The organism is Enterococcus sp. HY326 (assembly GCF_026157065.1).
Taxonomy (GTDB): Bacteria; Bacillota; Bacilli; order Lactobacillales; family Enterococcaceae; genus HY326.
In genome coordinates this window covers 331,970-355,705 of record NZ_JANLGQ010000001.1, presented here as the reverse complement: position 1 = coordinate 355,705, position 23,736 = coordinate 331,970, and the positions used below count along the sequence as shown (strand labels likewise).

The following is a 23,736-nucleotide window of genomic DNA, read 5'->3' as shown; positions in this document are numbered from 1 at the left end:
AATAATTAAACTATTCTGTTTTTATTATGAGAAAATTTTTCTTTTTATCAAAGATATTCTGTGCTAAACTATTCATGTGAAGCGTTTAACAAAGTCTTTGGAAGGTGATTTGAGTGATGGGAGTAAATAAAGAAAAGGTATTACCTAAAGCGACTGCTCGCCGCATGCCTGTCTATTTACGTTATTTAAAAATGCTCAGTGATTCAGGAGTCAGTCGCATCAAATCGAAGGACTTCAGTGAGGTTACTAAAGTGCCGTCAGCGACAATTCGTCGGGATTTTTCTTATTTAGGAGAATTAGGACGCAGCGGGTACGGTTATGATGTGGCCTATTTGATTGAGGTTTTTAGCGGTTTGTTGGCTACTCAAGAGGAAAAGCGAATTGCACTAGTCGGCTGTGGAAATTTAGGGCGAGCGCTAGTTAATAATAATTTTCGCCGCAACGAAAATTTAAATATTGTCTGCATTTTTGACAACAATCCCGATTTGATTGGGCAAGAGATTGATGGGGTTAAAGTTTATGGGATGGCAGACTTAGCGGATATTTGTACGACTGAAAATATTAAGCTGGCCATTTCTACTGTGCCCAGCCAGTTTTCCCAAGAAGCCGTTGACCAAATGGTGGCTGCCGGCATCACAGCGATTTTAAATTTTGCTCCAGATCGAGTGAATGTCCCAGATTATGTGACGATGCAGTACATCGATTTGACCACGGAGCTGCAAACCTTGATTTATTTTGATAATAGTTTTCAAAAACTGTCGTCCCTCTAGGCAGTTTTTTTGCATTCATCGGTGGTTCTCCTATAATAAATTTAACAGGAAAATTTTTCTGCAGGATATTTGAGCAGGTAATGCTTTAACCTTGAAATAAAAAAGAAGTTTGAAAAGGAGAATTTATGCAAATTACAAGACGTGGTGAGGTTCATGAGGTAGTCGGAAGTCAACCGGAAGTAGGGCAAAAGGTCCCAGATTTTCAATTAGCTGATAGTCAGGATAAAAGCTGGCAACTAAAAGATTTATTGGATAAGCCTTTAATTATTAGCGTTGTGCCGGATATTGATACAAGAGTTTGCGCTATCCAGACCCGCCAATTTACCAAAGCTGCTGGCGAGCATCCAGCTTTGAACTTTGTGACAATTTCTAATAACACCAAAGAAGAACAGGCAAATTGGTGTGCTGCTGAAGGTTTGGATTTAACAATTTTACACGATGATAATTCTGTCTTTGGGAATGCCTATGGTTTATTTGTGCCTGACAGCGGGCGTTTAGTCCGTTCAATTTTTGTGGTGGATACGACAGGGGTTTTATGTTATCGTGAATTAGTTGTCGAGCAGACTCAAGAGCCGGATTATCAAGCAGCTTTGCAGGCGGCTGAGGAATTGCTATAATTTTTCAGATTCTGTTTGACTTTGATTTTTTAACATTGTAGAATGAGGCAAGACTTAGACCAAGAGGAGTAACCAACAGCTTTTGTCAGAGAGAGAAAATGATTGGTGGAACATTTTCACAAAAGGTTGGTGAAGGTAGCTTGAGAGTTTTTTGCTTGAAAATTTGAAGCTGAGAATCGGCTGCAGCGAGTAAAGCAAAACGAATCGTGATCGTTACCTCACGTTTGAGAGGCAGAAAATTTCTGCAATTTAGGTGGTACCGCGTAATCAATCAACTTACGTCCTAAGATGTTTTGGCATCTTAGGGCTTTTTTGTTTTTCCAAAAAAGCGGCTGTGTTGAAAAAAATTAAAAAAGGAGACTTTTGTTATGACGGAAGAAAATAATTTATCGACAAAGTACAATCCCCTTGAAGTAGAAGCTGGGCGTTATAAAAAATGGTTGGAGCAGGATTTATTTAAGCCTAGTGGTGATGCTAAGGCCAAGCCCTATTCAATCGTTATTCCGCCCCCAAATGTTACTGGCAAGCTGCATTTAGGTCACGCTTGGGATACGACTTTGCAGGACATGATTATTCGCCAAAAACGGATGCAGGGATTTGACACGCTCTGGCTGCCGGGCATGGACCATGCCGGCATTGCAACACAAGCGAAGGTTGAAGAAAAATTAAGAGAGCAGGGAATTTCTCGCTATGATTTAGGCCGCGAAAAATTTATCGACCAGGTTTGGGAATGGAAGGGCGAGTATGCTAGCCATATCCGTGAACAGTGGGCTAAATTAGGCTTGTCGTTAGATTATTCTCGGGAGCGTTTCACTTTAGATGAAGGCTTATCAAAAGCAGTCCGCACAGTTTTCGTAAAATTATACGAAAAAGATTTAATCTACCGTGGGGAATACATTATCAACTGGGACCCACAAGCTCGCACCGCTCTTTCAGATATTGAAGTCATTCATAAAGATATTGAAGGTGCCTTTTATCACATGACTTATCCTTTGGCGGATGGCAGCGGCGCCGTTGAAATTGCGACGACCCGCCCAGAAACAATGCTTGGAGATACTGCCGTGGCAGTTCATCCAGATGATGAACGCTATCAAAATTTAATCGGTAAAACGGTAATCTTGCCTTTGATGGAAAAAGAAATTCCCATCATTGCTGATGAGTATGTGGACATGGACTTTGGAACCGGTGTTGTAAAAATTACCCCGGCTCATGATCCAAATGACTTTGAAGTCGGCAATCGCCATGATTTGCCACGGGTTAATGTGATGAATGAAGACGGCTCGATGAATGATTTGGCTGGCAAATATGCCGGCATGGATCGCTTTGCAGCTCGCAAACTGATTGTCAAAGATTTAGAAGAGCTAGGCCGTCTAGTAAAAATTGAAAAAATGAATCACAGTGTCGGTCATTCTGAAAGAACCGGCGTGGTGGTAGAGCCACGTTTGTCAACGCAATGGTTTGTAAAAATGGCGCCATTGTCTGAAAAAGCAATTGAAAATCAAGCAACTGACAACGCTGTTGATTTCTTTCCGCCACGGTTTAATCAAACCTTCTTACGGTGGATGGAAAATGTTCATGATTGGGTAATTTCGCGGCAGCTGTGGTGGGGTCATCAAATTCCTGCTTGGTATCATAAAGAAACTGGTGAGATGTATGTTGGCATGGAAGCACCAGCGGATAGTGAAAATTGGCAGCAGGATCCTGATGTTTTAGATACTTGGTTTTCTTCGGCTCTATGGCCATTTTCAACAATGGGTTGGCCTGATGTGGATAATGAGGACTTCAAACGTTATTTCCCAACCAACACTTTAGTGACGGGCTATGACATTATTTTCTTCTGGGTGAGCCGGATGATTTTCCAAAGTTTGGAATTTACTGAAGAGCGTCCCTTTGAAAATGTTTTGATTCACGGCTTAATTCGCGATGAACAAGGCCGCAAGATGAGCAAGTCATTAGGCAATGGGATTGACCCGATGGATGTTATTGAAAAATACGGCGCCGATGCTCTGCGTTGGTTTTTATCCAATGGCTCTGCTCCCGGTCAGGACGTGCGTTTCAGCTATGAAAAAATGGATGCGGCGTGGAATTTCATCAATAAAATTTGGAACGCCTCACGTTTTGTCATCATGAATGTTGAGGGCATGACAATTGAAGAGATTGATTTGACTGGAGAAAAAACAGTGGCAGACCGCTGGATTTTAACCCGCTTAAATGAAACTATCGCCAAAGTCACTGACCTTTTTGACCGCTTTGAATTTGGTGAAGCTGGTCGCCAGCTGTACAACTTCATCTGGGATGATTTTTGTGACTGGTATATTGAGATGAGTAAAGAAGTTCTTTACGGGGATGATGAAGCCTCTAAAAAGACAAACAAGAGTATTTTGGTTTACACATTGGACCAGATTTTACGCCTGTTGCATCCAATTATGCCGTTTGTTACAGAAGAAATTTGGAGTAAGATTCCTCATACTGGCAATTCATTAGTCGTTGCCGAGTATCCGGTTGTTCGACCAGAATTTGACGATGAAGATGCAGCTAAGGGCATGGCTGTTTTGACGGAACTTATTCGTTCTGTTAGAAATATTCGGGCAGAGGTTAACACGCCGCTATCAAAACCAATTACCCTTTTGATTAAAGCGACCGATCCAGCGATTGGTAAATTCTTAGTTGAAAATACCAACTATATTGAACGCTTCTGTAATCCGGATGAATTACAGATTAGCAGCGATTTGATTGCCCCAGAATTGGCGATGTCAGCGATTTTAACCGGCGCTGAAATTTATCTGCCGCTAGCAGGTTTGATTAATATTGAAGAGGAAATTCAGCGGCTAGAAAAAGAATTGGCCAAGCTAGATGGCGAAGTCAAACGAGTTCAAGGAAAATTATCCAATGAACGCTTTGTCGCGAATGCCCCAGACGATGTGGTTGCCGGCGAAAAAGCCAAAGAAAAAGATTATTTAGACAAACAAGCAACCGTTCGTGAACGGATTGAAAATCTGCGGACGATTAGTTAAAGAAAAAAACTGCCGATAGAAATTTTCTGTCGGCAGTTTTTTACTGAGATTCGATAGCATCTGGTGCATCATTGAGGAAAACTTTTGCTATAATAAGCGGGGAAGTTATCTGGAGAGGGGAAAGAAAATGTCATTAACTGTTGCTGAGGCGATTGACTGGATTCACAGCCGTCTGCCTTTTGGCTCGAGACCGGGCTTAGAACGAGTCAGCGCTCTGCTGGAAAAAATAAACCATCCTGAACTGAAGGTCCCGACAATCCATATTGCCGGCACGAACGGCAAAGGCTCAACGGTAACTTATCTGCGCTGTATGCTGGAGGAGTTGGGCTTGTCTATCGGCACCTTCACGTCACCATACATTGAAACGTTTAACGAACGAATTGCTATTAACGGCGTAGGTATTTCTGATGAAGCTATCATAGAATTAGTGTCTCGTTATCAGCCGATTGTGGCAGAAATGGATCAAGAAGAAGCCATTGCCGGTATCACCGAATTTGAAACATTAACGGGGATGGCCTTTGATTATTTTCTTCAAGAAAAAGTGGATGTTGCAATCATTGAAGTCGGCCTCGGCGGATTGCTGGACTCAACCAATGTCGTGCACCCTTTATTAACTGGAATCACGACGATTGGTTTAGATCACATGGAGATCCTTGGCGAGACGTTAGCGGAGATTGCCGCTCAAAAAGCCGGCATTATTAAAGCCGGCATTCCTGTCGTAACTGGTAATATTGAAAGCATCCCGCTAGCTGTCATCGAAGCTGAGGCTGCTGAAAAAAAAGCGTCCATCTATCGCTTTGACCAAGAATATCAGGTTGACTATCTGCATCCCGATGAAGAATGGGGCGAGGCTTTTAATTTTAGTAACGAAGCTGGCAAGATTCCGAAACTGCGGGTCTCGATGATTGGTCAACATCAAAGTGAAAATGCGGGGATGGCGATTGAATTATTTTATCAATACTGCCGCTTAACCAAGCAGAATTTTCAAAGTAAATTTGTGACAAAAGGCCTTTGGCAAGCTCAATGGCCTGGGCGAATGGAGCGTCTGAGTGAAAATCCGCTGATCATTTTAGATGGCGCCCACAATGAACATGCAGTCAAGCGCTTAGTGGACAATTTGCAGCGGGAATTTGGCAGCTATCAAATAAAAATTTTGTTTTCTGCCGTCGCTACAAAGGAAATTCATGGTATGCTAGCCTTGTTGAAACAACTGCCCAATGTGGAAATTTATTTAACCACTTTTAATTATCCTCGTTCGCTGGAGCTGAAGGATTATACCAATGAGGTGGATGAGCAGTTGACGATTGTTTCTTTATGGCAATTTGGTTTGGCGGAAATTCTAGAAAATTTTGAAGACAATCAATTGTTGTTAGTCACTGGCTCGCTGTATTTTATTTCGCAGGTGCGGGAATTATTATTAGAATTAGGAGGAGCAGATGAAAAAGCTTAGTGGTGTCATTTTTGATATGGATGGACTGATTTTTGATACGGAGATGCTCTATTATAAAGCGACGCAAAAAGTTGCTGATGAGTTGGGATTTGCCTATAGCAAAGAGGTCTATTTAGATTTTTTAGGAGTCTCTGATGAGGAAGTCTGGGAAAATTATCATCAAATTTATGCAGATAAAGGAACAGAAGCCGTTGATAAATTTATCAACGAGTCCCATGCGGAAGTTTTGCGGATGTTTGAAAATGGCGAAGCTGCTCTAAAACCTGGTGTTCATCAATTAATGGACTATTTGAATGAACGAAAAATCCCCAAAATTGTTGCCTCTAGCAATCAGCGGCATGTGATTGAATTGCTGTTAGAAAATGCTCAATTAAAAGATGAATTTATCGACATTGTTTCCTCAGAAGACGTCAAGCGGGCCAAACCTGACCCCGAGATTTTTGAAGTGGCCGTGAAGCGACTAAACACTGCCAAAGAGGAAACCCTTGTCTTAGAAGATTCCCAAAATGGCGTGCTTGCCGCTCATAAAGCGGGCATTCCGGTCATCATGGTACCCGATTTATTAGTACCGACGGATGATTTGCTGGCGAAGACTTTGCATGTGCTGGATTCTTTGGAAAAAGTGCCGGATTATTTTGGTGATTAATTGCAAGAAAAACTCTTTTGCGTATTTTTAAATGAAAACGCAAAGGAGTTTTTTGTATGAAGGAAAAATTATTACTAAGGGAAATGCCGGCGGACTCTTTGCCACGGGAGCGCCTCTTGAATTTTGGTGAAAAAGCTTTGTCAGATCAAGAACTGTTGGCAATCGTTTTGCGGACCGGCTATGCCAGCCAAAATGTTATGGAATTGGCCGGTGCCTTGTTACAGCATTTTTCCAGCCTTTATGAAATCAAGCAGGCCTCATTGCAGGAATTAAAAACAGTTAAGGGAATTGGCCAAATTAAAGCCTTAGAGTTGAAAGCTGTTCTGGAATTAGGCTGGCGTATTCAGCAGGCGCAACAGCCTAAGATTGGCCGAGTGACTTCCAGTTATGATTTGGCGCAGCAATTAATTTTACAGCAAAAAGATTGGCATCAAGAACATTTGCGGGCGTTGTATCTCAATACGAAAAATGAAATCATTGTCAAAAAAACAATTTTTATTGGATCGTTGAACCAGTCAATTGCCCACCCGAGAGAGATTTTCCGCTTTGGTGTTCGCTGTTCAGCGGCGCGTATTTTAATTACCCATAATCATCCTTCCGGCAATCCAACGCCTTCTAGCAATGATTTAGATTTTACCGCCCGCCTCATTAAATGCGGCGAAATGTTGGGTATTGAACTGTTGGATCACATTATCACCGGTGAAAAATCTTATATTAGTCTGCGGGAAGAGGGTTTCTGGAAAAAAATAAATCAAGGCACTTGAAAAAATGCCCTAATAATAGTAGAATTGTTTTTGTAAATTTGTTTGTCTTATTTAAGCTCTAGGTAGTTGACAATTGTTGCACCTCTTGTGTAAGAAGAGCAAATGTTACAATATTATATTTGTGATTAATCACAAGGAGGTTCATCAAGATGGAAAACGGTACAGTTAAATGGTTTAACGCAGAAAAAGGCTTTGGATTCATCACTCGTGAAGACGGAAGTGACGTATTTGTTCACTTTTCAGCTATCCAAGGTGACGGCTTCAAAACTTTAGAAGAAGGTCAAGCAGTTACTTTTGACGTTGAAGAATCAGATCGTGGCCCTCAAGCTACTAACGTTAACAAAGCTTAATTTCTAAAAATTTTAACCTCTGAGGAGTTTTCCTCGGAGGTTTTTTTCTTCTTTAATTATTTAAGAATTTTCGTATTTCATTTTTTTAAACTCACTTAGTGGTCAAGTCAAAAAACTTGACAATATAATTTTTTTGGAAAATCAGCGATGAAGAATGTTATAATAAACCCATGGGTCGTTTGAATCGCTTAAGCAAATGGTTTATTTTTAAATTAAAACAGAAAAAAATTCCTTTTAATTTGGTAATGAATGGTACTTTTTTGTTAAAATTATTAAGGATTTTTCAAAAAAGCGAAACGGCTTCGCAAAGTTTTTAATGGCTCAAACAGGAATTTTGTAGCGAGTTTCTTCTATAATATAAGGCTATAAAATTCCGTTATGGTTTTCATAATAAATAGTAAGCGCTTTTTTACTATTGAAGATTGTTTTTTTGCTGAAATCACGATATTGTGTTTTTTATCACATAATAAATTTTTTATTCTTTAAAAAATTAAATCAGAAGTCAACTTCTTCTTAAAAAATTGGCACTACTGCAGAGTTCTTCTGTAGTTTGGAATATGCTTTAACGTGTAACGCAACTGGCTTGTTGAAAAATTTAGACTTAGGGAGGAATTAGTGTGGATTTTGAATTGAGTAATGAACAGATCATGATGCGACAATTGTTTCGGGATTTTGCCGAAACAGAAGTCAAACCGTTAGCCCATGAGATTGATGAGAATGAGCGGTTCCCTGCGGAAACAGTTGTCAAATTGGCGAAAGCGGGCTTTATGGGCATTCCAATTGACAAAGAGTTTGGTGGAGAAGGGGCTAATACTTTAGCCTATGCTATGTGTGTGGAGGAATTGAGCCGGGTCTGCGCAACTACCGGTGTGATTGTTTCAGCTCATACTTCTTTGTGTTGTGAACCAATCAGTAAATACGGTAGCGCTGCTCAAAAAGAAAAATATTTGATTCCTCTGGCTAAAGGTGAAAAATTAGGCGCCTTCGGGTTAACCGAACCGGGAGCTGGTACAGATTCAGCTGGTCAGCAAACAAAGGCTGTCTTAGTTAATGATCACTATGTCTTGAACGGCACTAAAATTTTTATCACGAACGGTGGAGTTGCTGACATTTATATTATTTTTGCTATGACGGATAAAAGCAAGGGCAATCGAGGCATCTCCGCCTTTATCGTCGAAAAAGATTTCCCTGGCTTCACTATTGGGAAAAAGGAACAGAAAATGGGAATCCGGGGGTCATCGACAACTGAATTAGTTTTTGAAAATTGTATTGTACCGAAGGAAAATCGTTTGCGCCCAGAGGGAAAAGGTTTTGGCGTAGCAATGGGTACGTTAGACGGCGGCCGAATTGGAATCGCCGCTCAAGCCTTAGGGATTGCCCAAGGCGCCTTGGATGAAACAGTGGCTTATGTTAAAGAGCGTAAGCAGTTTGGTCGTAGTATTTCAGCTTTCCAAAACACGCAATTCCAATTGGCTGATATGAAAGCCCAAATCGAAGCAGCACGGCTGTTAGTTTATAAAGCGGCCTATGCCAAGGAACATCAAAAGTCCTTCTCTGAAGAAGCGGCCATCGCAAAATTATTTGCTTCTGAAACTGCAATGTCTGTGACGACGAAATGTGTTCAGTTGCACGGCGGTTACGGCTACATCCGTGATTATCCGGTGGAACGGATGATGCGGGATGCGAAGATTACCGAAATTTATGAAGGTACCAGTGAAGTGCAGCGGATGGTTATTTCCGGCGCAATGTTACGATAAGACAGGAGGAAATGATTCGATGAATATTTTTGTATGTATAAAACAAGTTCCCGATACAACGGAAGTAAAATTTGATCCTGAAACAGGCACTCTAATTCGTAAAGGTGTGCCGACTATTATTAATCCTGACGACAAGGCCGGCTTGGAAGCCGCCCTGCGCTTAAAAGATCAATTTGGTGCAACCGTCACTGTTGTGACCATGGGACCAATGCAAGCAGACGTTGCGTTGCGGGAAGCCTTGGCAATGGGGGCAGATGAAGCCTATTTAATTTCTGACCGGGCCTTTGGTGGTGCGGATACGTATGCTACCAGTATCACGATTGCCTCAGCAATTAGAAAAATCGGGGGCTATGACTTGATTATTACAGGCCGGCAGGCGATTGATGGGGACACAGCGCAAGTTGGCCCACAGATTGCTGAACATCTCGGCCTTGCCAATATTAGTTACGCCGAAGACATTAAAATGGAAGAGGATAGCATCATCGTCAAGCGTCAATTTGAAGACCGCTATCATCTGATAAAAGCTAAACTACCTTGTCTGATTACGGCGCTTTCTGAATTAAATGCGCCTCGCTATATGACGCCAGGGGGAATCATTGATGCTTACGCTAAAGAAATTCACATTTTAACCAAGGCTGATTTAGACTTAGCCGATGATCAAATCGGCTTGAAGGGCTCTAAAACACGCGTCTTTAAATCCTATGATAAAGAAGCTAAAGGCGCCGGCACTGTGGTCAATCTTGATGTGGCGGAGTCTGTGGAATGGCTGATGGATAAACTAGCAACCAAGTACATCATTTAAATCATTCGGAGGTGAGAAAATGGATATGAAAGATTATAAAGGCGTTTTAGTTTTTGTTGAACAAGTGGACGGTGAAATTGCGCGGGTCAGCTATGAATTACTCGGTGAAGGCAAAAAGTTAGCCGCTACTTTAAATACGGAAGTCACGGCGGTAGTTTTGGGCAATCATTTGGAAGCTCTCGTAGATAAATTAGCCACTCACGGCGCTGATAAAGTAATTGTTGTTGAAGATCCCGCTTTAGAAACATACATGACAGAGTCTTATACCCATTCGATGACAGAAGTCGTCAATGAATACAAACCTGATGTTGTCTTATACGGCGCAACAGCAATTGGCCGTGACCTAGCTCCTCGGGTGGCAGCCCGTTGCAGCACTGGTCTAACAGCTGACTGTACGCGTTTAGAGGTGCAGGAAAAAACCAATAATTTATTAATGACTCGGCCAGCATTTGGCGGCAACGTGATGGCGACGATTCTCTGTCCAAATCATCGCCCACAGATGGCGACGGTTCGTCCCGGTGTGATGAAGCAGGCTGAAAAAATGGCGAATCCTGATTGCCAAGTGGTGAAATACGGCGTGCCAAATCTAGCTAATTACCAAAATGTTGAAATTTTGGAAGTGATTAAAAAAGAAACCGAACGGGTGGACATCATGGATGTTGACGTATTGGTTTCCGGCGGTCGTGGCATGGGCAGCGTTGACAACTTCAAGCTGCTGGAAGAATTAGCGGATGTTTTAGGCGGCACAGTTTCAGCTTCACGGGCTGCTGTCGATGCCGGCTGGGAGGAAAAAGACCGGCAAGTTGGCCAAACCGGTAAGACTGTTCGGCCAAATCTTTATATTGCCAGCGGTATTTCAGGTGCGATTCAGCACGTTGCCGGTATGGAGGAAAGTGATATCATCATTGCCATTAATAAAGATGAGTCTGCACCAATTTTTGATGTTGCTGACTTTGGAGTTGTTGGCGATGCCACAAAGATTATTCCATTATTAACTAAAGAAATTAGAGCGAAACGGGATAATGAAGGATAAAGTTTAAGAAAATGAAAAAGCACAATTATAAATGACCTTGTGTCGAAAAGAGCCTAGTGGGGACTAGGCTCTTTTTTTGCGTTCTGGAGGCTATAAATAACTAAACGAATCATCTACAACTAAAGTCTGATTGTGCTGTCAAACTTTATTCCCATGAAATTAGGGTCATCCGGCCTTATAGTTTTCAAAGAAGGGTTGTTAGAAAGACAATTTAAAGTTCTTGCAAAATTGTAAGAGAAAAGTAATAAAATTACATGGTCTATTTTTTTTTAAACGAGTATAGTAGGCGATGGATTAAACACTGACTTTGTTTTAAAAAGATGTGGCTAATAGTTTCTAACAAACAATGAAAATGATACATAAGGGAGTAATGACGATGTTACAAGTTGAGAATCTTAGAAAAGTATATGGCAATGAATTGCAATATGAGGCATTAAAGGGGATTAATCTGACGGTTGAAGATGGTGAATTTATTGGCATCATGGGACCTTCAGGAAGTGGGAAAACAACCTTCTTAAACCTCTTGGCGACCATTGATCAGCCGACTAGCGGCAGCATTTTGTTAAATGGGAAGAACCCGAATACTTTAAATCAAGAAGAAATTGCCAAGTTTCGCCGCAAAGAATTAGGCTTTGTTTTCCAAAGCTTTAATTTGATGCCGACATTAACAGTGGAAGAAAATATCGTCTTGCCGCTGACTTTAGACGGTGAAAAAGTCAGCCGCATGAAAAAACAAGTGCGGGATTTAGCTCCCCGCTTAGGCATTGAAACATTATTGCCAAAAAGAATCGGAGAAATTTCCGGGGGCCAAGCGCAAAGGGTAGCCGTTGCCAGAGCAATGATTCATCATCCAGAACTATTGTTGGCCGATGAACCAACGGGTAACTTGGACACAAAATCTTCGCGGGATGTTATGGGCCTATTGCGTCAATTAAACCAAGAAGAACAAGCGACCATTTTAATGGTCACGCATGATCCTTTGGCCGCTAGCTTTTGTCAGCGGATCGTCTTCATCAAAGATGGAGAACTTGTTGATGAAATGCATAATGATGGCAATCAAGGGCGCTTTTATGACCGGATTATCACCGAGCTAGCCAGAATTGAGGGTGTCGACAATGAGTTTTAATCAATTAGTCATCCGCAATACCATTCGAAATCGCCATCTTTACATGGCTTACTTTTTAAGCACAATGTTTTCTGTGATGGTCTTTTTCACTTTTAATGTTTTTGCGCAACATCCTTCTTTGTCTGATGGGCTGAATTCCAGCGTACAAACGGGCATGACCGCTGCTGCAGTGATTATTTACGGCTTTGCTTTTTTATTCGTGCTTTATTCAATGGATGTCTTCTTGCAGTCCCGTAAAAAAGAATTTGGCGTGCTAATGATTCAAGGGATGAGTCCCAAGCAGCTACGCAAAATGGTGTTTATTGAAAATTTAGTAATTGGTTTTTTTGCGACAATTTTCGGTAGTATCGTGGGAATTGGCTTTTCGCAACTTATTTTATGGATTTCTAAATTTTTAGTCCACGTTGATTTTGGTTTTTATTTTCCAACACAAGCCATTTTAATTACCATTGCTTCCTTCTTTGTTTTATTTTTAGCGATTTCCTTTTTCATCCAGTTCCGCCTGCCAAAATTATCTTTACAGGAATTATTAAAAGCCGGCGAGTTTGGTAAAGGCGTTATCAAGCCATCATTTTTAAAGGCTATTTTATCAGTCATTTTAATCGGCGGTGGCTATGCTGTTGCCATTTTAGTCCCCGGGCAAATGGTGCCAATTGTAATGTTACCGGTGATTTTTGTCGTCATAGTTGGGACGAGTTTATTCTTTAACCAATTTAGTGTTGGCTTAATCGAATCCTTGAAAAAGCGGCAAAAGCTATTTTGGAAAAAAACGAATATGATTGTCTTTTCAGATCTTTCATTTAGAATGAAGGACAATGCCCGTTCCTTCTTCTTAGTTTCCATTATTACGACGGTGGCTTTTGCGGCGATTGGGACCTTGTACGGTTTGCAAGAATTACTAGTTGGTCAAATGGATTTGAATCCTTATGAAGTGACAGTGTACAATACTCCTTCGGCAGAATTGGACCAAGAAGTAGCGCAGGTAAACCAATTGTTTGCCGAAGATAATATTTCGGTTAACTCAACAACTGTTCATTACTTTTTGGATACGAACAGCGGCAATCAATACATGACAGTTTCTGAGTACAATCAGCTGGCAAACTTAGCTGATTTACCAGAACTAAGCTTGGCTGATGGCGAAGTTTTAGCTTTATCTAGCACGAATTTTACAAGCGGCGAGACTCCAAGCTCTGTCAGCATTAATGGCACGGAGTACACAGTGAAAGGGACAGAGCAAACACAAGTTGTCGCCGCCTTTAATAATTATTATTTAGTGCCTGACTCTGTAAATACGAGCGGATTGACTGAATATCAATCGACAAATTGGGTAGCGCCTGGAGCAGATTATGATGCCTTGGTTGCGACAGGCAAAAAAATCTTTGCTGAGTTTGTTGATACGCAACCAAAAACTTTCTTGCGGCAAACGACGTTAGACGGCTATGCACCAGTTTTATTCGTCGGTATCTTTATCGGGATTGTCTTCTTTGTTTCAGCCGGCAGCTTCCTTTATTTCCGCCTCTATAGCGATATGGATGTGGATGTGGAAAAATTCCGGATGATTTACAAGCTAGGCTTATCGAAAAAAGAATTGAAAAAAATGATCTATCAACAGGTCGGCATCCTCTTTTTCACGCCGATTATTGTCTCGGTGATTCACGGAGCGGTGGCCCTCACAGCAATGTATCATGTCTTTAATATGGATATGCAGCTGGCGGGTTGGGAAGTTTTAGGTGTGTTTGTGCTTATTCAAGTGATTTATTACTTAATTGCCCGCATCTTCTACTTTAATAAAGTTTATCGTCAAGTGACCGCCTAAAAAACTGCGGGAAGCAACAGCCAAGCTTGTTAGCTTGGCCTGTGACTTCCAGCAGTTTTTAATCTTTTTCTTGATTTTTTTTCACTAGCTGAGAGCTGTTAATCCCTTCTCGAACAGCAAATTTTATAACAAAAAAGAGTAGAACTAAAAAAATTCCCATCAGGACAATTGTACTGGAGTCTTTACCAAATAAATCAAACTTTGCCATTGCAACCACCAAATCATTTTTCATTTTGCCACCTCCTGTATTAAGTATACCAACAAAAGCTGGCTTTCAGAGCATTTAGAAAAAGTTGGTAATAAAAAGGTTGAAATATCTACTTTTTTGTTTGCGGGAATCTTTAAAAAGCTGATTAAGAGCTACTTATTAAGCCTTTTTCAGAAATAAACAGAAGTTTAAATTTTTTGCAGCAGGTTGCTTTTCTAGTTTTATTTTTATATAGTAGCAGAGGAGATTGAACAGAGGAATTCTGAGAAAGAGGCAAGATTTTGGAAAAAGCATCGATTTATGGATTAGATAAAGAAGCATTAATCACCTGGTTTGAAGAGCAAGGGGAAAAGAAATTTCGGGCCACCCAAGTTTGGGAATGGCTTTATTTAAAACGGGTAGACCAATTTAGCGAGATGACCAATTTGTCCCATGCCTTGATTGAAAAATTGGAGGCGGCCTTTGTCATCAATCCGTTAAAACAATTGATTGTCCAAGAATCAAATGACGGCACGGTGAAATATTTATTTGAATTGCCGGATAAATTGATGATTGAGACCGTTCTAATGCGACAAGAATACGGATTATCCGTCTGTGTCACCACACAGGTCGGCTGCAATATCGGCTGTACGTTTTGTGCCAGTGGTCTTTTGAAAAAGCAACGAGACTTGAACGCCGGCGAAATCGTCGCCCAAATCATGCAGGTTCAACACTATTTTGACGAGCGGGGCCAAGACGAACGGGTGTCTCACGTGGTCGTCATGGGTATTGGGGAACCTTTCGATAATTACAATAACTTAATTGATTTTCTGCATATCATCAATGATGCCAAAGGCTTGGCAATTGGCGCTCGCCATATTACGGTTTCCACTAGTGGCTTAGCCCATAAAATTAAAGAGTTTGCTGAAAATGGTCTGCAGGTAAACTTGGCGATTTCTTTGCATGCGCCTAACAACGAGCTACGGACTTCTATTATGCGCATCAATCGCAGCTTCCCAATTGAAAAATTGATGGCAGCCGTCGATGAATACATTGAAAAAACCAACCGCCGCATCACCTTCGAATATATTATGTTAAATAATGTTAACGACCAGCCGGAGCACGCTCAGCAGTTGGCGGACTTATTGAAGGATAAGAAAAAGCTTGCCTATGTTAATTTGATTCCTTACAATCCAGTCAGCGAACATGATCAATATTCCCGTAGCGAGATGGCGGATGTTTTAAAATTTTATGATGTTCTTAAGAAAAATGGCGTCAACTGTGTAATTCGTAAAGAGCACGGCACCGACATTGATGCAGCCTGCGGTCAATTACGTAGCAAACAGCTGAAAAAGGTTGCGGCAAAGTAGTCTTTTCAAAAAAAGAAATGATTTTGTTGAGAAACTACAGTATACTTATTAATTATAATTAGTAACAGGGAAAGTGAGTCGAAGGAATGTCTACGAAGAAGAAAGTAATCTTAGGGGTTTTTGGCGTATTACTGGTAGCCTTTATTGGTGTTGTCGGTGTGGCCGCTAAAATATATTTTGATGTAAAAAGTTCAGCAAATGACACCTATGCAAGTGCAGAGCGGAGCACTACTTTGCGGGAAGAAACCGGCACGACTGCTGAAATTTCAGAGCAAGAGCCTTTCTCAGTGCTTTTATTAGGAATTGATACCGGCGCATTAGGTCGCGATGAACAGGGCCGGTCTGACACTATGATTTTGGCAACTGTTAATCCACAGTTAGGTCAAACGACAATGATTTCTTTAGAACGAGATACCTACACAGAAATCGTTGGTCATGGTACCACTGAAAAATTAAATTCTGCCTATGCCTATGGTGGAGTGGCAATGGCGATGGACACCGTTGAGAATCTGTTGAGTGTGCCAGTCGATCATTACATTACGATTAACATGGCTGGTTTAGAAGAATTGGTGGATGCGGTTGGCGGCATTACAGTCAATAATTCCTTCACCTTTGATTATGAAGGCACCAATTTTAGTATTGGTACCATCAATTTGAATGGCGAGGATGCCTTGAAATATTCCAGAATGCGTTACGATGATCCCAATGGCAACTACGGTCGTCAAGAAAGGCAAAGAAAAGTTATCGCAGCGATTGCCCAAAAAGTCTTAAGCTTTTCTGGTGTGACGGAATATCAAAGTATTCTAAATGCGATTTCTAGCAATATGACGACTGACTTTACCTTTGATGAGATGACGTCAATTGCGTTGAATTATCGCAATAGTTTCACTAATATTGTTGGTGATCAATTACAGGGAACGGGCTTTATGCAGGACGGAGTTTCTTACCAAAGCGTTTCTGCCGAAGAAATTGCTCGGGTCAAAGCAATTGCCGACGAACAATTGGGAATCACTGAATAATTATCTCTGCGGCAATAGAGATGAGAGCGGTAATCTTTATTATGAATATTAAAAGTAAGCAATGACATAAACGTACAACAAGTTGTTAAACAGCCTTTATAGGGCTAGAGCCGATTTCAGTTCGGCTCATAACGATTTTGTTGTATATAGCATTATGTCATTGCTTTTTTTGTGTCATTTTTTTTGAGATGACTTCTAGTGATAGAAAAATCTGTGAGGTCTTAGCAGATTGCACAAGTAAGGGCATTAACTGTACATATGTAGTAAATAGCAGCTAAATGATTTTCAACGTTGCTCCCGCTCCTTACGTAAACAAGCTTTAATCAAATTATCTTGATAGCACTGAGAAAGTTCCCAGCTTCCGGGCCAGTCTTTTGTCAATTCAAGTTCATGGAGTATTTTTTTATTAAAATCATTTACTGGGACATTGAGTAGCTCAGCAATACTTGCTGGTAAATGAATCAATGGGGTTAAACCGCTGAAATTCAATTTGAGGATGACCGCACATTGGTAGGCTAGTTTCAATTGCTTGCTTATGGAACGCCGACAAGTGAAAATTGGCAAAACAGATCCGTCTAACAAAGTGATTGTGCCGCCTTTATCGTGGTATTTGATATCTTTAATCATACTGATATTGAGCCAAGCACCATTCTCAACAGATTCAATCGAAAATAAAGTGAAATTTGGAGTGGTACAAGGTAGTTTATAGCGACAATTTCCAATGAACTTTTTGAAGCTAGCTAAGAATGCCTGTGGGTCTCTCACTCCTAGTTGAAATAACAGTAATGTATCAAGACAGTTTTTTGGAGATTCTAAAATTAGTTTGACTCGTCCGTCTAAAACTACCAATGAATGTTTTTGTTTACTTGAGTAAGAGAGCGGCAAAATTGCAAGTACACGATTGTCAGCTGGACCAATGGCACCGGGAATGAGACCTTCAGCGGCTGCTAAAGTGGCTTCAGCAGTTGCATACCCTCTTTTTAAAAGATCCTTTAGCTGACTATAGCTCTGACTACCAGTTTTTTCATTTGAATCCAGTGTATCAGCTTCCATTTCCATTTTTTTCCTCCATTCTAGTTGCTATAACAAAAAGACATTTTCAAATCGATGAGGGACTAGAATTTTCTTCAGATAACCTTCAAACAGCTATTTCCAGCAAAAAAGTTGATTCCTTTTGCTACGTACTCTCGATTGCCCTAGGCATAGTTACTTTTACTTTAAATGATTAGTCATCTGGTTAAGTTAAGTGTTAGGAATTCGTAACGCTACAATTATCTTAATAGATTGAAAATCGATTTGCGAGAAACTGATTTCCAGAATCTTATTTTTTTTAAAGTGTTTTTGGAATTAATATGGAAATTTACAGGATTTTTAAAAGAAGTTCAACATTCAATAGCTTTGCACCAATTTCAAGAATATGGGGAACTGCCTTTCCGCTATACTGACGTCAACAACCGGTTGATAAAAAAATAGAGGAGCAATAGAAATGGATTACAATCAAATATTGTTGAAGGCAGAAAAAATGTTAAAAGGCGTCTTAAGTCGCTTATTGATTTTTGAAACTCATCCGGAGTATGACGATTATCTGCAGATTTTGCGTTTAAATTTATACGAGTGGCTGATAGCCAATCCAGAAAAAAACTTTGAACAGTGGCAGGGCTTTTTATTTCAGCGTTTTACTTGGGATATTCAAAATCTGCGACGCACTCATTGGCGGCGCAAGCTAAGAGAAAAAAGCTTGACTGAATATGAGGAAACAAATGGCTGGTCCTTTGAAGAAATTTGTGAGCTGAAGGACGTGTTGACCTTGAACACGGCCTTTACGGAAAGGGAACGGATTTATATTGAACTGCGGTTGGCTGGGTATTCCCAAAGAGAAATTGCCGCATTTTGGCAGGTGAGTACTTCCGTGGTCAGTCGCTTGAAAATAAAAATCTGTCACAAATTGAAAAAAATTTTAGCTTAGGTGTTGATTTTTTCTGTTCTGAAGTTGTGTATATAGTGTAAGTCATCGCACGAGCTTACCAAAAAAATTTAGGAGGCCACTATTATGGCAACATTGGAAAGTACCAAATTATCGATTGAGCTGACACCATTTGGCAGTGATAAAATTACTAAGCAGCATTTTAACGACGTCGTTTTAAATCCCGACCCAGAAGCGATTCAAAAGCTTGGTGAGATTATGCATCAGATTTCTCCGGAGGACACAACGTATTTAGGCACTTTGAAAACTGAAGTCACTCGCTATGAGCCTATTTAATTAAAAGAAAAGGAGCAAGACCATGAAAAAATTACATTTAACCTTCTTAAATGAAACCGGTAAAAAGCATACTTTGAGACCCGCGCTAGCGTCTGAAAGCCTGACAGAAGAGGCTGTTCGCCAGGCGATGAGTAGCATTTGCGAACTTGGGATTTTTGAGAAAAATCGGGAACAGCTTTTTGTTGAACCTGATAGCGCCAAATATGTCGAAACAATCGAAACAGTCATTTTCTAAAAAGTGACTGACTAGACTGCAACAAGCGGTCAGCTGGAAATAGTTAAGCCAGCTGGCCGATCTGTTGCAGTTTTTTTGTGCTCTTTTGAAATAGAAAAGCGCATCTAAGCAGTATTATTTCTGAAATTTTTTTAATTTCCTGAGAATTTCTGGCTTTCTAACAAGCAAAAATTTTCATTTTACGGTAAACTAGCTAAGAAAGGTTGGTGTCTGATGAAGTTTGAAACGATTCATCATGTGGCAATAATTGTCGGTGATTACCAGCGGGCCCGTCACTTTTATGTAGATTTGTTGGGCTTTGAGGTGCTGAGGGAAAATTATCGGGCAGAGCGGGATGATTACAAATTAGATTTAAAGCTGGGAAGCAGTGAGCTAGAAATTTTTGGAATCAAAGATGCGCCACCTCGACCAAATTATCCAGAGGCAAGAGGATTGCGGCATTTGGCTTTTAAAGTCAGTGATATTGAGGCAGTGATTGCTGAGCTAGCTGAAAAAGGTATTGCCTGCGAACCGTTGCGGATAGATGATTTCACCGGTGAAAAGATGACTTTTTTCTTCGGTCCAGACGGGCTGCCTTTAGAACTGCATGAATAATTTCCACAAGTAAATCAGAGGAAGTGAAGAAAATGGATAAGATGACTTGCCCCCACTGTGGTCACACTTTTAATTTTTATGAAGTGACCCATGTGGTAGAACATAAAGTGGAAAATGAGATTATTGAATGCCCTTATTGTCATGAGATAGCTGATCGCAAACCTAGCAATGGCTATTTTGTTACCCAAAAAATCGAAGGCGAAAACTAGCAAAGGCTAGCGCTTGAAGATAACTTAGTGAGAAGGAGTAGATAAACTATGATTCGTTTTGCTAAAAGAGAAGACGGACCAGCAATTGTTGACCTGCTGATGATTATTTTTAAAGATATGGAGCTTGCCTTTGTCAAAGAGCAGGGAGCTGATTTGACAAAGGAAATTATGCTGGAGGCGATGGAGGATGCGACTTATCGTTATGCATACGGTAACGGCTTAGTCGATGAAATCGATGGCCAAGTCGCCGGAGTTTCATTTGGCTATGGCGACGATCAGGAAGATCAGATAGACCAAGCTTTTCAAAAGCTGTTGCCGGCTTATAAAGTTCCTAGCGACCAGCAACTTTTTATTGAAAAAGAAACCTTCCCAAATGAATGGTATCTGGATTCGATTGCCGTCAATCCCCAGTTTCAAGGCCATGGCATCGGCTCGTCTTTATTGAGCGCTTTGCCGCAGTTAGCCCATAAAGCCGATAAAAAAATTATCGGACTCAGTGTGGATACCGGCAATCCCCTCGCCAAAAAATTATATACCCGCCAAGGCTTTAAAGTGGTGGGGGAGAAAATTTTAAGCGGTCATCTCTATGAACACATGCAAAAAGAACTGTAATTTTAAATAAAAAAACGATTTCTCAGCCCGCCAGTAATTTTTAAATGTGGAGGGTGAAAAATCGTTTTTTTTTTTGTTTAATCCAAGGCCCAGACAAAACTGTTGTTGCTGGGACTTAAAGTTTTTTTGCGATTGTATAACCAATAATCCAGCACCGCTGCGACACAAATGCAAACGGGGGCGTCTCTAGCATCTGGGATATCCAACACGTAATAATCTCCCGTCAGCATTGAAGCCTTATCCATCGTCATAATTTTTTTATTGAAATGGTGGATTTTATACTGGTGATTGTAAATATTTCCCTGAGCCGTCCAATGGAGCTGGCGGATATAATAAAAATCCCCCGGCCAGTTAAAAATCTTCTGCATCGTACCAACTTTTTTAAAATGGGAATAGAGTTCAAAACGGGTGCCAAAGGTTAAGCCGATTTGTTTGATGCTGGCGACTAATTCACCATTCATTGCATATAAGGAGAGGGCATCGCCGCGAGTGCCCCAGCGTCCGACCAAAAGAAAAAGCGATTTTCCAGCTTCGTCCTTGACGATGGTGCGGGTGACGCTACTCAACTGCCGCTCTTGAATAAAATATTCTGCCACTGTGACACCTCCTCAACAACCCAAATCCAGTTTACAATTTTTCGGCAATCGCCCGTTTAATTGCTTTGCCGACACCATTTTCTAAATTGGTGTCTGTTTCATATTTTGCAAAATTCTTGACCCCTGGCTCAGCATTGCCCATTGCAAAGCTGACACCAGCAATCTGCAACATGCTGACATCATTGAAATTATCACCGATGGCCATCACATCGTCTAAGTCAATGCCCCGGTCTTTAGCGACATGTCGCAAAGCAATCCCTTTTTGAGCATCCTTGTGATTGATTTCGATATTATTAAAGCCTGAAGAAGTCACGACAACGCTGCCTAACGCAGAAACTTTTTCCCCGACAGGTTCTAAAATCTTGCCGCCTTCAATAGAAAAACAGATAACCTTTAAGACTTCGATATCCGGATTTTTCAATTCTTCTCGGATACTGTCTACGTAATGAATCGACAGCAGCTTTAAATTAGCTGAGGCCATCGCCACGGCCATTTTATAGGTGATATGTTCTAAATGGCTTGTAATCATTGCGACAAAGCTTTCGATTCGTTTGGTCTGATTTTCTGAATAGACGCCGTTATTGGTGGCAACTTCGTAATAAACCCCGGCTTGATCTAAAACATCCAGTACTTTTAAAGTTTCTTCCTTTGAAATCGTCGCATTAAAGAGAATATTGCCCTCTTTATCGAAGACCTGAGCGCCGTTCAAACAAATCATGGCGCATTGAATCCCAGCATCATCAAGTGCTGATAGGGCTTCTTGGCGATTGCGGCCAGTCGCCACCATAAACTCGATGCCCTGTGCTTGAGCATCTTTTACAGCCTGTGTATTTTCTTCTGAAATTAACATTTGCGTATTTAGTATTGTACCATCCATATCTGAGGCGATTAATTTTATCATTTTACACCAACCTTCCACCAGTCCAGTTTATCATATTTTTCGTGAATTTTCTTGTGATTTACTGAGAATCTCATCAACTTCCAAGTAGAAATTTCCCAGCAGAACTGTCATAATAAAACTTGAGAAAAATTGAGGAGGAAAACTTATTTATCGTTGGCTAATTCGGGGGCTGGTGGTCTTGCTAATCGCAATCACCTATGACACCCCCTTTGATTTTTTAGTATTAAATGGCTTTTTGGCCTACATTCCCATAGAAATAGCGTTTCAATTGCCTAAGCTGAAAAATAAGTGGCTGCTTTTGGGGGCCTCGGCATTTTGGTTGCTGTTTTTTCCCAATATCCCTTATTTAGGCACAGACATCATCCACACGGATTTATATCAGCTTTATGACAATGCCACTCGGGTTAGCCAGGAAAACTTACTTGGCTGGGGGCAAATTTTATTGTTGGCCATTGTGGTAGTGGCCTTTTTAAGTTGGGGTTTCACACAAATGCTACTGCTGGCAAAATTTTACCAAGAGCGCTTTTCACTGGGGAAATATTTTCGACCAATTTTTGTAGTGACCATTTGTATTTTATCCGCACTGGCCATGTATGCCGGCCGTTTTGCACCACGGCTGCATTCGATTTATTTTCTAACAGATCCACTACGGGTATTGGATATCATCTTTTTAACCTGGAGTCTGAAAAAAATTGAATTTATCGGATTGTTCACTCTGTATCAGCTAGTGCTAGTCAGCTGTCTTTTATTGAATCGCAAAATATTACAGGATCAAGGCTACCTAGCAAATAAGTCAAATAAGGAGGAAAGATGAAAACAATAATTGATAATAGCTGGCAGGAAATTTTAGCCGAGGAATTTCAAAAACCATATTACCAGCAGCTGCGGCAATTTTTGAAACAGGAATATCAGAGTCAGACGATTTATCCGGACATGTATCATATCTACGAAGCCTTGGAGCTAACACCCTATGAAAAGGTCAAAGTCGTGATGTTAGGGCAAGATCCTTATCATGGACCCAATCAGGCTCATGGCTTAGCCTTTTCTGTGCAGCCGGGAGTTAAAATCCCGCCTTCGTTAGTTAATATTTACAAAGAGCTGCAGAATGATTTAGGCATTGAGCCAGCTAAGCATGGTAATTTAGTTGCTTGGGCCAAACAAGGCGTGCTTTTATTGAACACGGTTTTGACAGTGAGAAACGGTCAAGCCAATTCTCATCGAAATCATGGCTGGGAAGAGCTGACCAATGCTATTATTGAAAAATTAAATGAACGGGAGAAACCGCTTGTTTTTATTTTGTGGGGCAAACCGGCTCAGGAGAAGGCCAAGATGATTGACGGCAACCGCCATATTATCCTAATGGCGCCGCATCCGAGTCCGCTGTCGGCTTATCGTGGTTTTTTCGGCTCTAAACCTTTTTCAAAAACGAATCAGGCTTTGATTGCATTAGGAGAAACACCGATTGATTGGCAGCTGCCGACTTCTGTTTAAAATTATTCTTGTCTGTTACAATAAAAACAAATTTTTTTTCGAGAAATCTTGAAAAATTTCAGTTAATATAGCTAACACAGTTCTGGAAACTGTATTCAATTTGTGTTAGTATATGTG

The 23,736-nt window shown here is 40.8% G+C and carries 26 protein-coding genes and 1 other annotated feature; of the genes, 22 read left to right on the top strand and 4 right to left on the bottom strand.

Annotated features, from left to right (window positions below; all coding sequences use genetic code 11):
* The first annotated feature begins 116 nt into the window (after positions 1–116).
* From ORH16_RS01765 to ORH16_RS01710, 12 genes are all read left to right on the top strand, one after another.
* On the top strand, positions 117–770 hold the full coding sequence (locus ORH16_RS01765) for a redox-sensing transcriptional repressor Rex (RefSeq protein ID WP_265455687.1): 654 nt from the start codon (positions 117–119) through the stop codon (positions 768–770).
* A gap of 125 nt (positions 771–895) precedes the next feature.
* On the top strand, positions 896–1,387 hold the full coding sequence (locus tag ORH16_RS01760; protein WP_265455685.1) for a peroxiredoxin: 492 nt from the start codon (positions 896–898) through the stop codon (positions 1,385–1,387).
* Between the two features lie 46 nt (positions 1,388–1,433).
* Positions 1,434–1,676: a binding site (T-box leader), on the top strand.
* A 79-nt stretch (positions 1,677–1,755) separates the two neighbouring features.
* The gene (locus tag ORH16_RS01755) at positions 1,756–4,401 is read left to right on the top strand and encodes a valine--tRNA ligase (protein ID WP_265455683.1); all 2,646 of its coding nucleotides are present in this window, start codon (positions 1,756–1,758) and stop codon (positions 4,399–4,401) included.
* A 127-nt stretch (positions 4,402–4,528) separates the two neighbouring features.
* Positions 4,529–5,851, top strand: a complete 1,323-nt coding sequence (locus tag ORH16_RS01750) for a bifunctional folylpolyglutamate synthase/dihydrofolate synthase (RefSeq protein ID WP_265455682.1) — start codon at positions 4,529–4,531, stop codon at positions 5,849–5,851.
* On the top strand, positions 5,838–6,497 hold the full coding sequence (locus ORH16_RS01745; RefSeq protein ID WP_265455680.1) for an HAD family hydrolase: 660 nt from the start codon (positions 5,838–5,840) through the stop codon (positions 6,495–6,497). Before ORH16_RS01750 ends, ORH16_RS01745 begins: the two co-directional genes overlap by 14 nt.
* Before the next feature lie 56 nt (positions 6,498–6,553).
* Positions 6,554–7,261, top strand: coding sequence for a RadC family protein (gene radC / locus ORH16_RS01740; protein WP_265455679.1), 708 nt, complete (start codon positions 6,554–6,556; stop codon positions 7,259–7,261).
* A gap of 149 nt (positions 7,262–7,410) precedes the next feature.
* On the top strand, positions 7,411–7,611 hold the full coding sequence (locus tag ORH16_RS01735) for a cold-shock protein (protein ID WP_071862327.1): 201 nt from the start codon (positions 7,411–7,413) through the stop codon (positions 7,609–7,611).
* Between the two features lie 617 nt (positions 7,612–8,228).
* Positions 8,229–9,368 carry an acyl-CoA dehydrogenase gene (locus ORH16_RS01730; RefSeq protein WP_265455677.1) on the top strand — a complete coding sequence of 380 codons (1,140 nt, stop codon included), beginning with the start codon at positions 8,229–8,231 and terminating at the stop codon, positions 9,366–9,368.
* A 19-nt stretch (positions 9,369–9,387) separates the two neighbouring features.
* Positions 9,388–10,170, top strand: a complete 783-nt coding sequence (locus ORH16_RS01725; protein ID WP_265455675.1) for an electron transfer flavoprotein subunit beta/FixA family protein — start codon at positions 9,388–9,390, stop codon at positions 10,168–10,170.
* Between the two features lie 19 nt (positions 10,171–10,189).
* Complete coding sequence (locus ORH16_RS01720) at positions 10,190–11,203, top strand: electron transfer flavoprotein subunit alpha/FixB family protein (RefSeq protein WP_265455673.1); 1,014 nt, start codon at positions 10,190–10,192, stop codon at positions 11,201–11,203.
* A 376-nt stretch (positions 11,204–11,579) separates the two neighbouring features.
* A complete protein-coding gene (locus tag ORH16_RS01715; protein ID WP_322597277.1) occupies positions 11,580–12,329 on the top strand; it encodes an ABC transporter ATP-binding protein in 750 nt (249 codons plus the stop codon).
* Positions 12,319–14,145 (top strand): ABC transporter permease, encoded by a 1,827-nt coding sequence (locus tag ORH16_RS01710; protein WP_265455670.1) that lies wholly within the window; start codon positions 12,319–12,321, stop codon positions 14,143–14,145. Before ORH16_RS01715 ends, ORH16_RS01710 begins: the two co-directional genes overlap by 11 nt.
* A gap of 58 nt (positions 14,146–14,203) precedes the next feature.
* On the opposite strand, the gene ORH16_RS01705 is transcribed toward ORH16_RS01710, so the two are convergent.
* Positions 14,204–14,377, bottom strand: coding sequence for a hypothetical protein (locus ORH16_RS01705; RefSeq protein ID WP_265455668.1), 174 nt, complete (start codon positions 14,375–14,377; stop codon positions 14,204–14,206).
* A 257-nt stretch (positions 14,378–14,634) separates the two neighbouring features.
* Between ORH16_RS01705 and rlmN the strand changes: the two genes are divergently transcribed.
* Positions 14,635–15,702: a 23S rRNA (adenine(2503)-C(2))-methyltransferase RlmN gene (gene rlmN, locus ORH16_RS01700; RefSeq protein WP_265455665.1), complete on the top strand. Its 1,068-nt coding sequence runs from the start codon at positions 14,635–14,637 to the stop codon at positions 15,700–15,702.
* 86 nt (positions 15,703–15,788) lie between these two features.
* Positions 15,789–16,721 (top strand): LCP family protein, encoded by a 933-nt coding sequence (locus ORH16_RS01695; RefSeq protein ID WP_265455662.1) that lies wholly within the window; start codon positions 15,789–15,791, stop codon positions 16,719–16,721.
* Between the two features lie 285 nt (positions 16,722–17,006).
* On the opposite strand, the gene ORH16_RS01690 is transcribed toward ORH16_RS01695, so the two are convergent.
* Complete coding sequence (locus tag ORH16_RS01690) at positions 17,007–17,780, bottom strand: hypothetical protein (protein ID WP_265455660.1); 774 nt, start codon at positions 17,778–17,780, stop codon at positions 17,007–17,009.
* A gap of 427 nt (positions 17,781–18,207) precedes the next feature.
* Here ORH16_RS01690 and ORH16_RS01685 point away from each other — a divergent pair, with 427 nt between their 5' ends.
* From ORH16_RS01685 to ORH16_RS01660, 6 genes are all read left to right on the top strand, one after another.
* On the top strand, positions 18,208–18,687 hold the full coding sequence (locus ORH16_RS01685) for a hypothetical protein (RefSeq protein ID WP_265455658.1): 480 nt from the start codon (positions 18,208–18,210) through the stop codon (positions 18,685–18,687).
* 84 nt (positions 18,688–18,771) lie between these two features.
* Complete coding sequence (locus tag ORH16_RS01680; RefSeq protein WP_265455656.1) at positions 18,772–18,981, top strand: hypothetical protein; 210 nt, start codon at positions 18,772–18,774, stop codon at positions 18,979–18,981.
* A gap of 22 nt (positions 18,982–19,003) precedes the next feature.
* A complete protein-coding gene (locus ORH16_RS01675) occupies positions 19,004–19,216 on the top strand; it encodes a DUF2922 domain-containing protein (RefSeq protein WP_265455654.1) in 213 nt (70 codons plus the stop codon).
* A gap of 213 nt (positions 19,217–19,429) precedes the next feature.
* Positions 19,430–19,810: a VOC family protein gene (locus ORH16_RS01670; RefSeq protein ID WP_265455652.1), complete on the top strand. Its 381-nt coding sequence runs from the start codon at positions 19,430–19,432 to the stop codon at positions 19,808–19,810.
* Between the two features lie 32 nt (positions 19,811–19,842).
* On the top strand, positions 19,843–20,019 hold the full coding sequence (locus ORH16_RS01665; RefSeq protein WP_265455651.1) for a hypothetical protein: 177 nt from the start codon (positions 19,843–19,845) through the stop codon (positions 20,017–20,019).
* 48 nt (positions 20,020–20,067) lie between these two features.
* Complete coding sequence (locus ORH16_RS01660; RefSeq protein WP_265455649.1) at positions 20,068–20,631, top strand: GNAT family N-acetyltransferase; 564 nt, start codon at positions 20,068–20,070, stop codon at positions 20,629–20,631.
* Positions 20,632–20,708: 77 nt separating this feature from the next.
* Here the strand turns inward: ORH16_RS01660 and ORH16_RS01655 are convergent, their stop codons facing one another.
* Both ORH16_RS01655 and ORH16_RS01650 read right to left on the bottom strand, forming a co-directional pair.
* Positions 20,709–21,227 carry an LURP-one-related/scramblase family protein gene (locus ORH16_RS01655; protein ID WP_265455647.1) on the bottom strand — a complete coding sequence of 173 codons (519 nt, stop codon included), beginning with the start codon at positions 21,225–21,227 and terminating at the stop codon, positions 20,709–20,711.
* Positions 21,228–21,258: 31 nt separating this feature from the next.
* Positions 21,259–22,128, bottom strand: a complete 870-nt coding sequence (locus ORH16_RS01650; RefSeq protein ID WP_265455646.1) for a Cof-type HAD-IIB family hydrolase — start codon at positions 22,126–22,128, stop codon at positions 21,259–21,261.
* Positions 22,129–22,306: 178 nt separating this feature from the next.
* Between ORH16_RS01650 and ORH16_RS01645 the strand changes: the two genes are divergently transcribed.
* Together ORH16_RS01645 and ORH16_RS01640 are read left to right on the top strand one after the other, a co-directional pair.
* Positions 22,307–22,942 (top strand): DUF1361 domain-containing protein, encoded by a 636-nt coding sequence (locus ORH16_RS01645; RefSeq protein ID WP_265455644.1) that lies wholly within the window; start codon positions 22,307–22,309, stop codon positions 22,940–22,942.
* Positions 22,939–23,619: a uracil-DNA glycosylase gene (locus ORH16_RS01640; RefSeq protein ID WP_265455642.1), complete on the top strand. Its 681-nt coding sequence runs from the start codon at positions 22,939–22,941 to the stop codon at positions 23,617–23,619. Before ORH16_RS01645 ends, ORH16_RS01640 begins: the two co-directional genes overlap by 4 nt.
* Positions 23,620–23,736 lie beyond the last annotated feature (117 nt).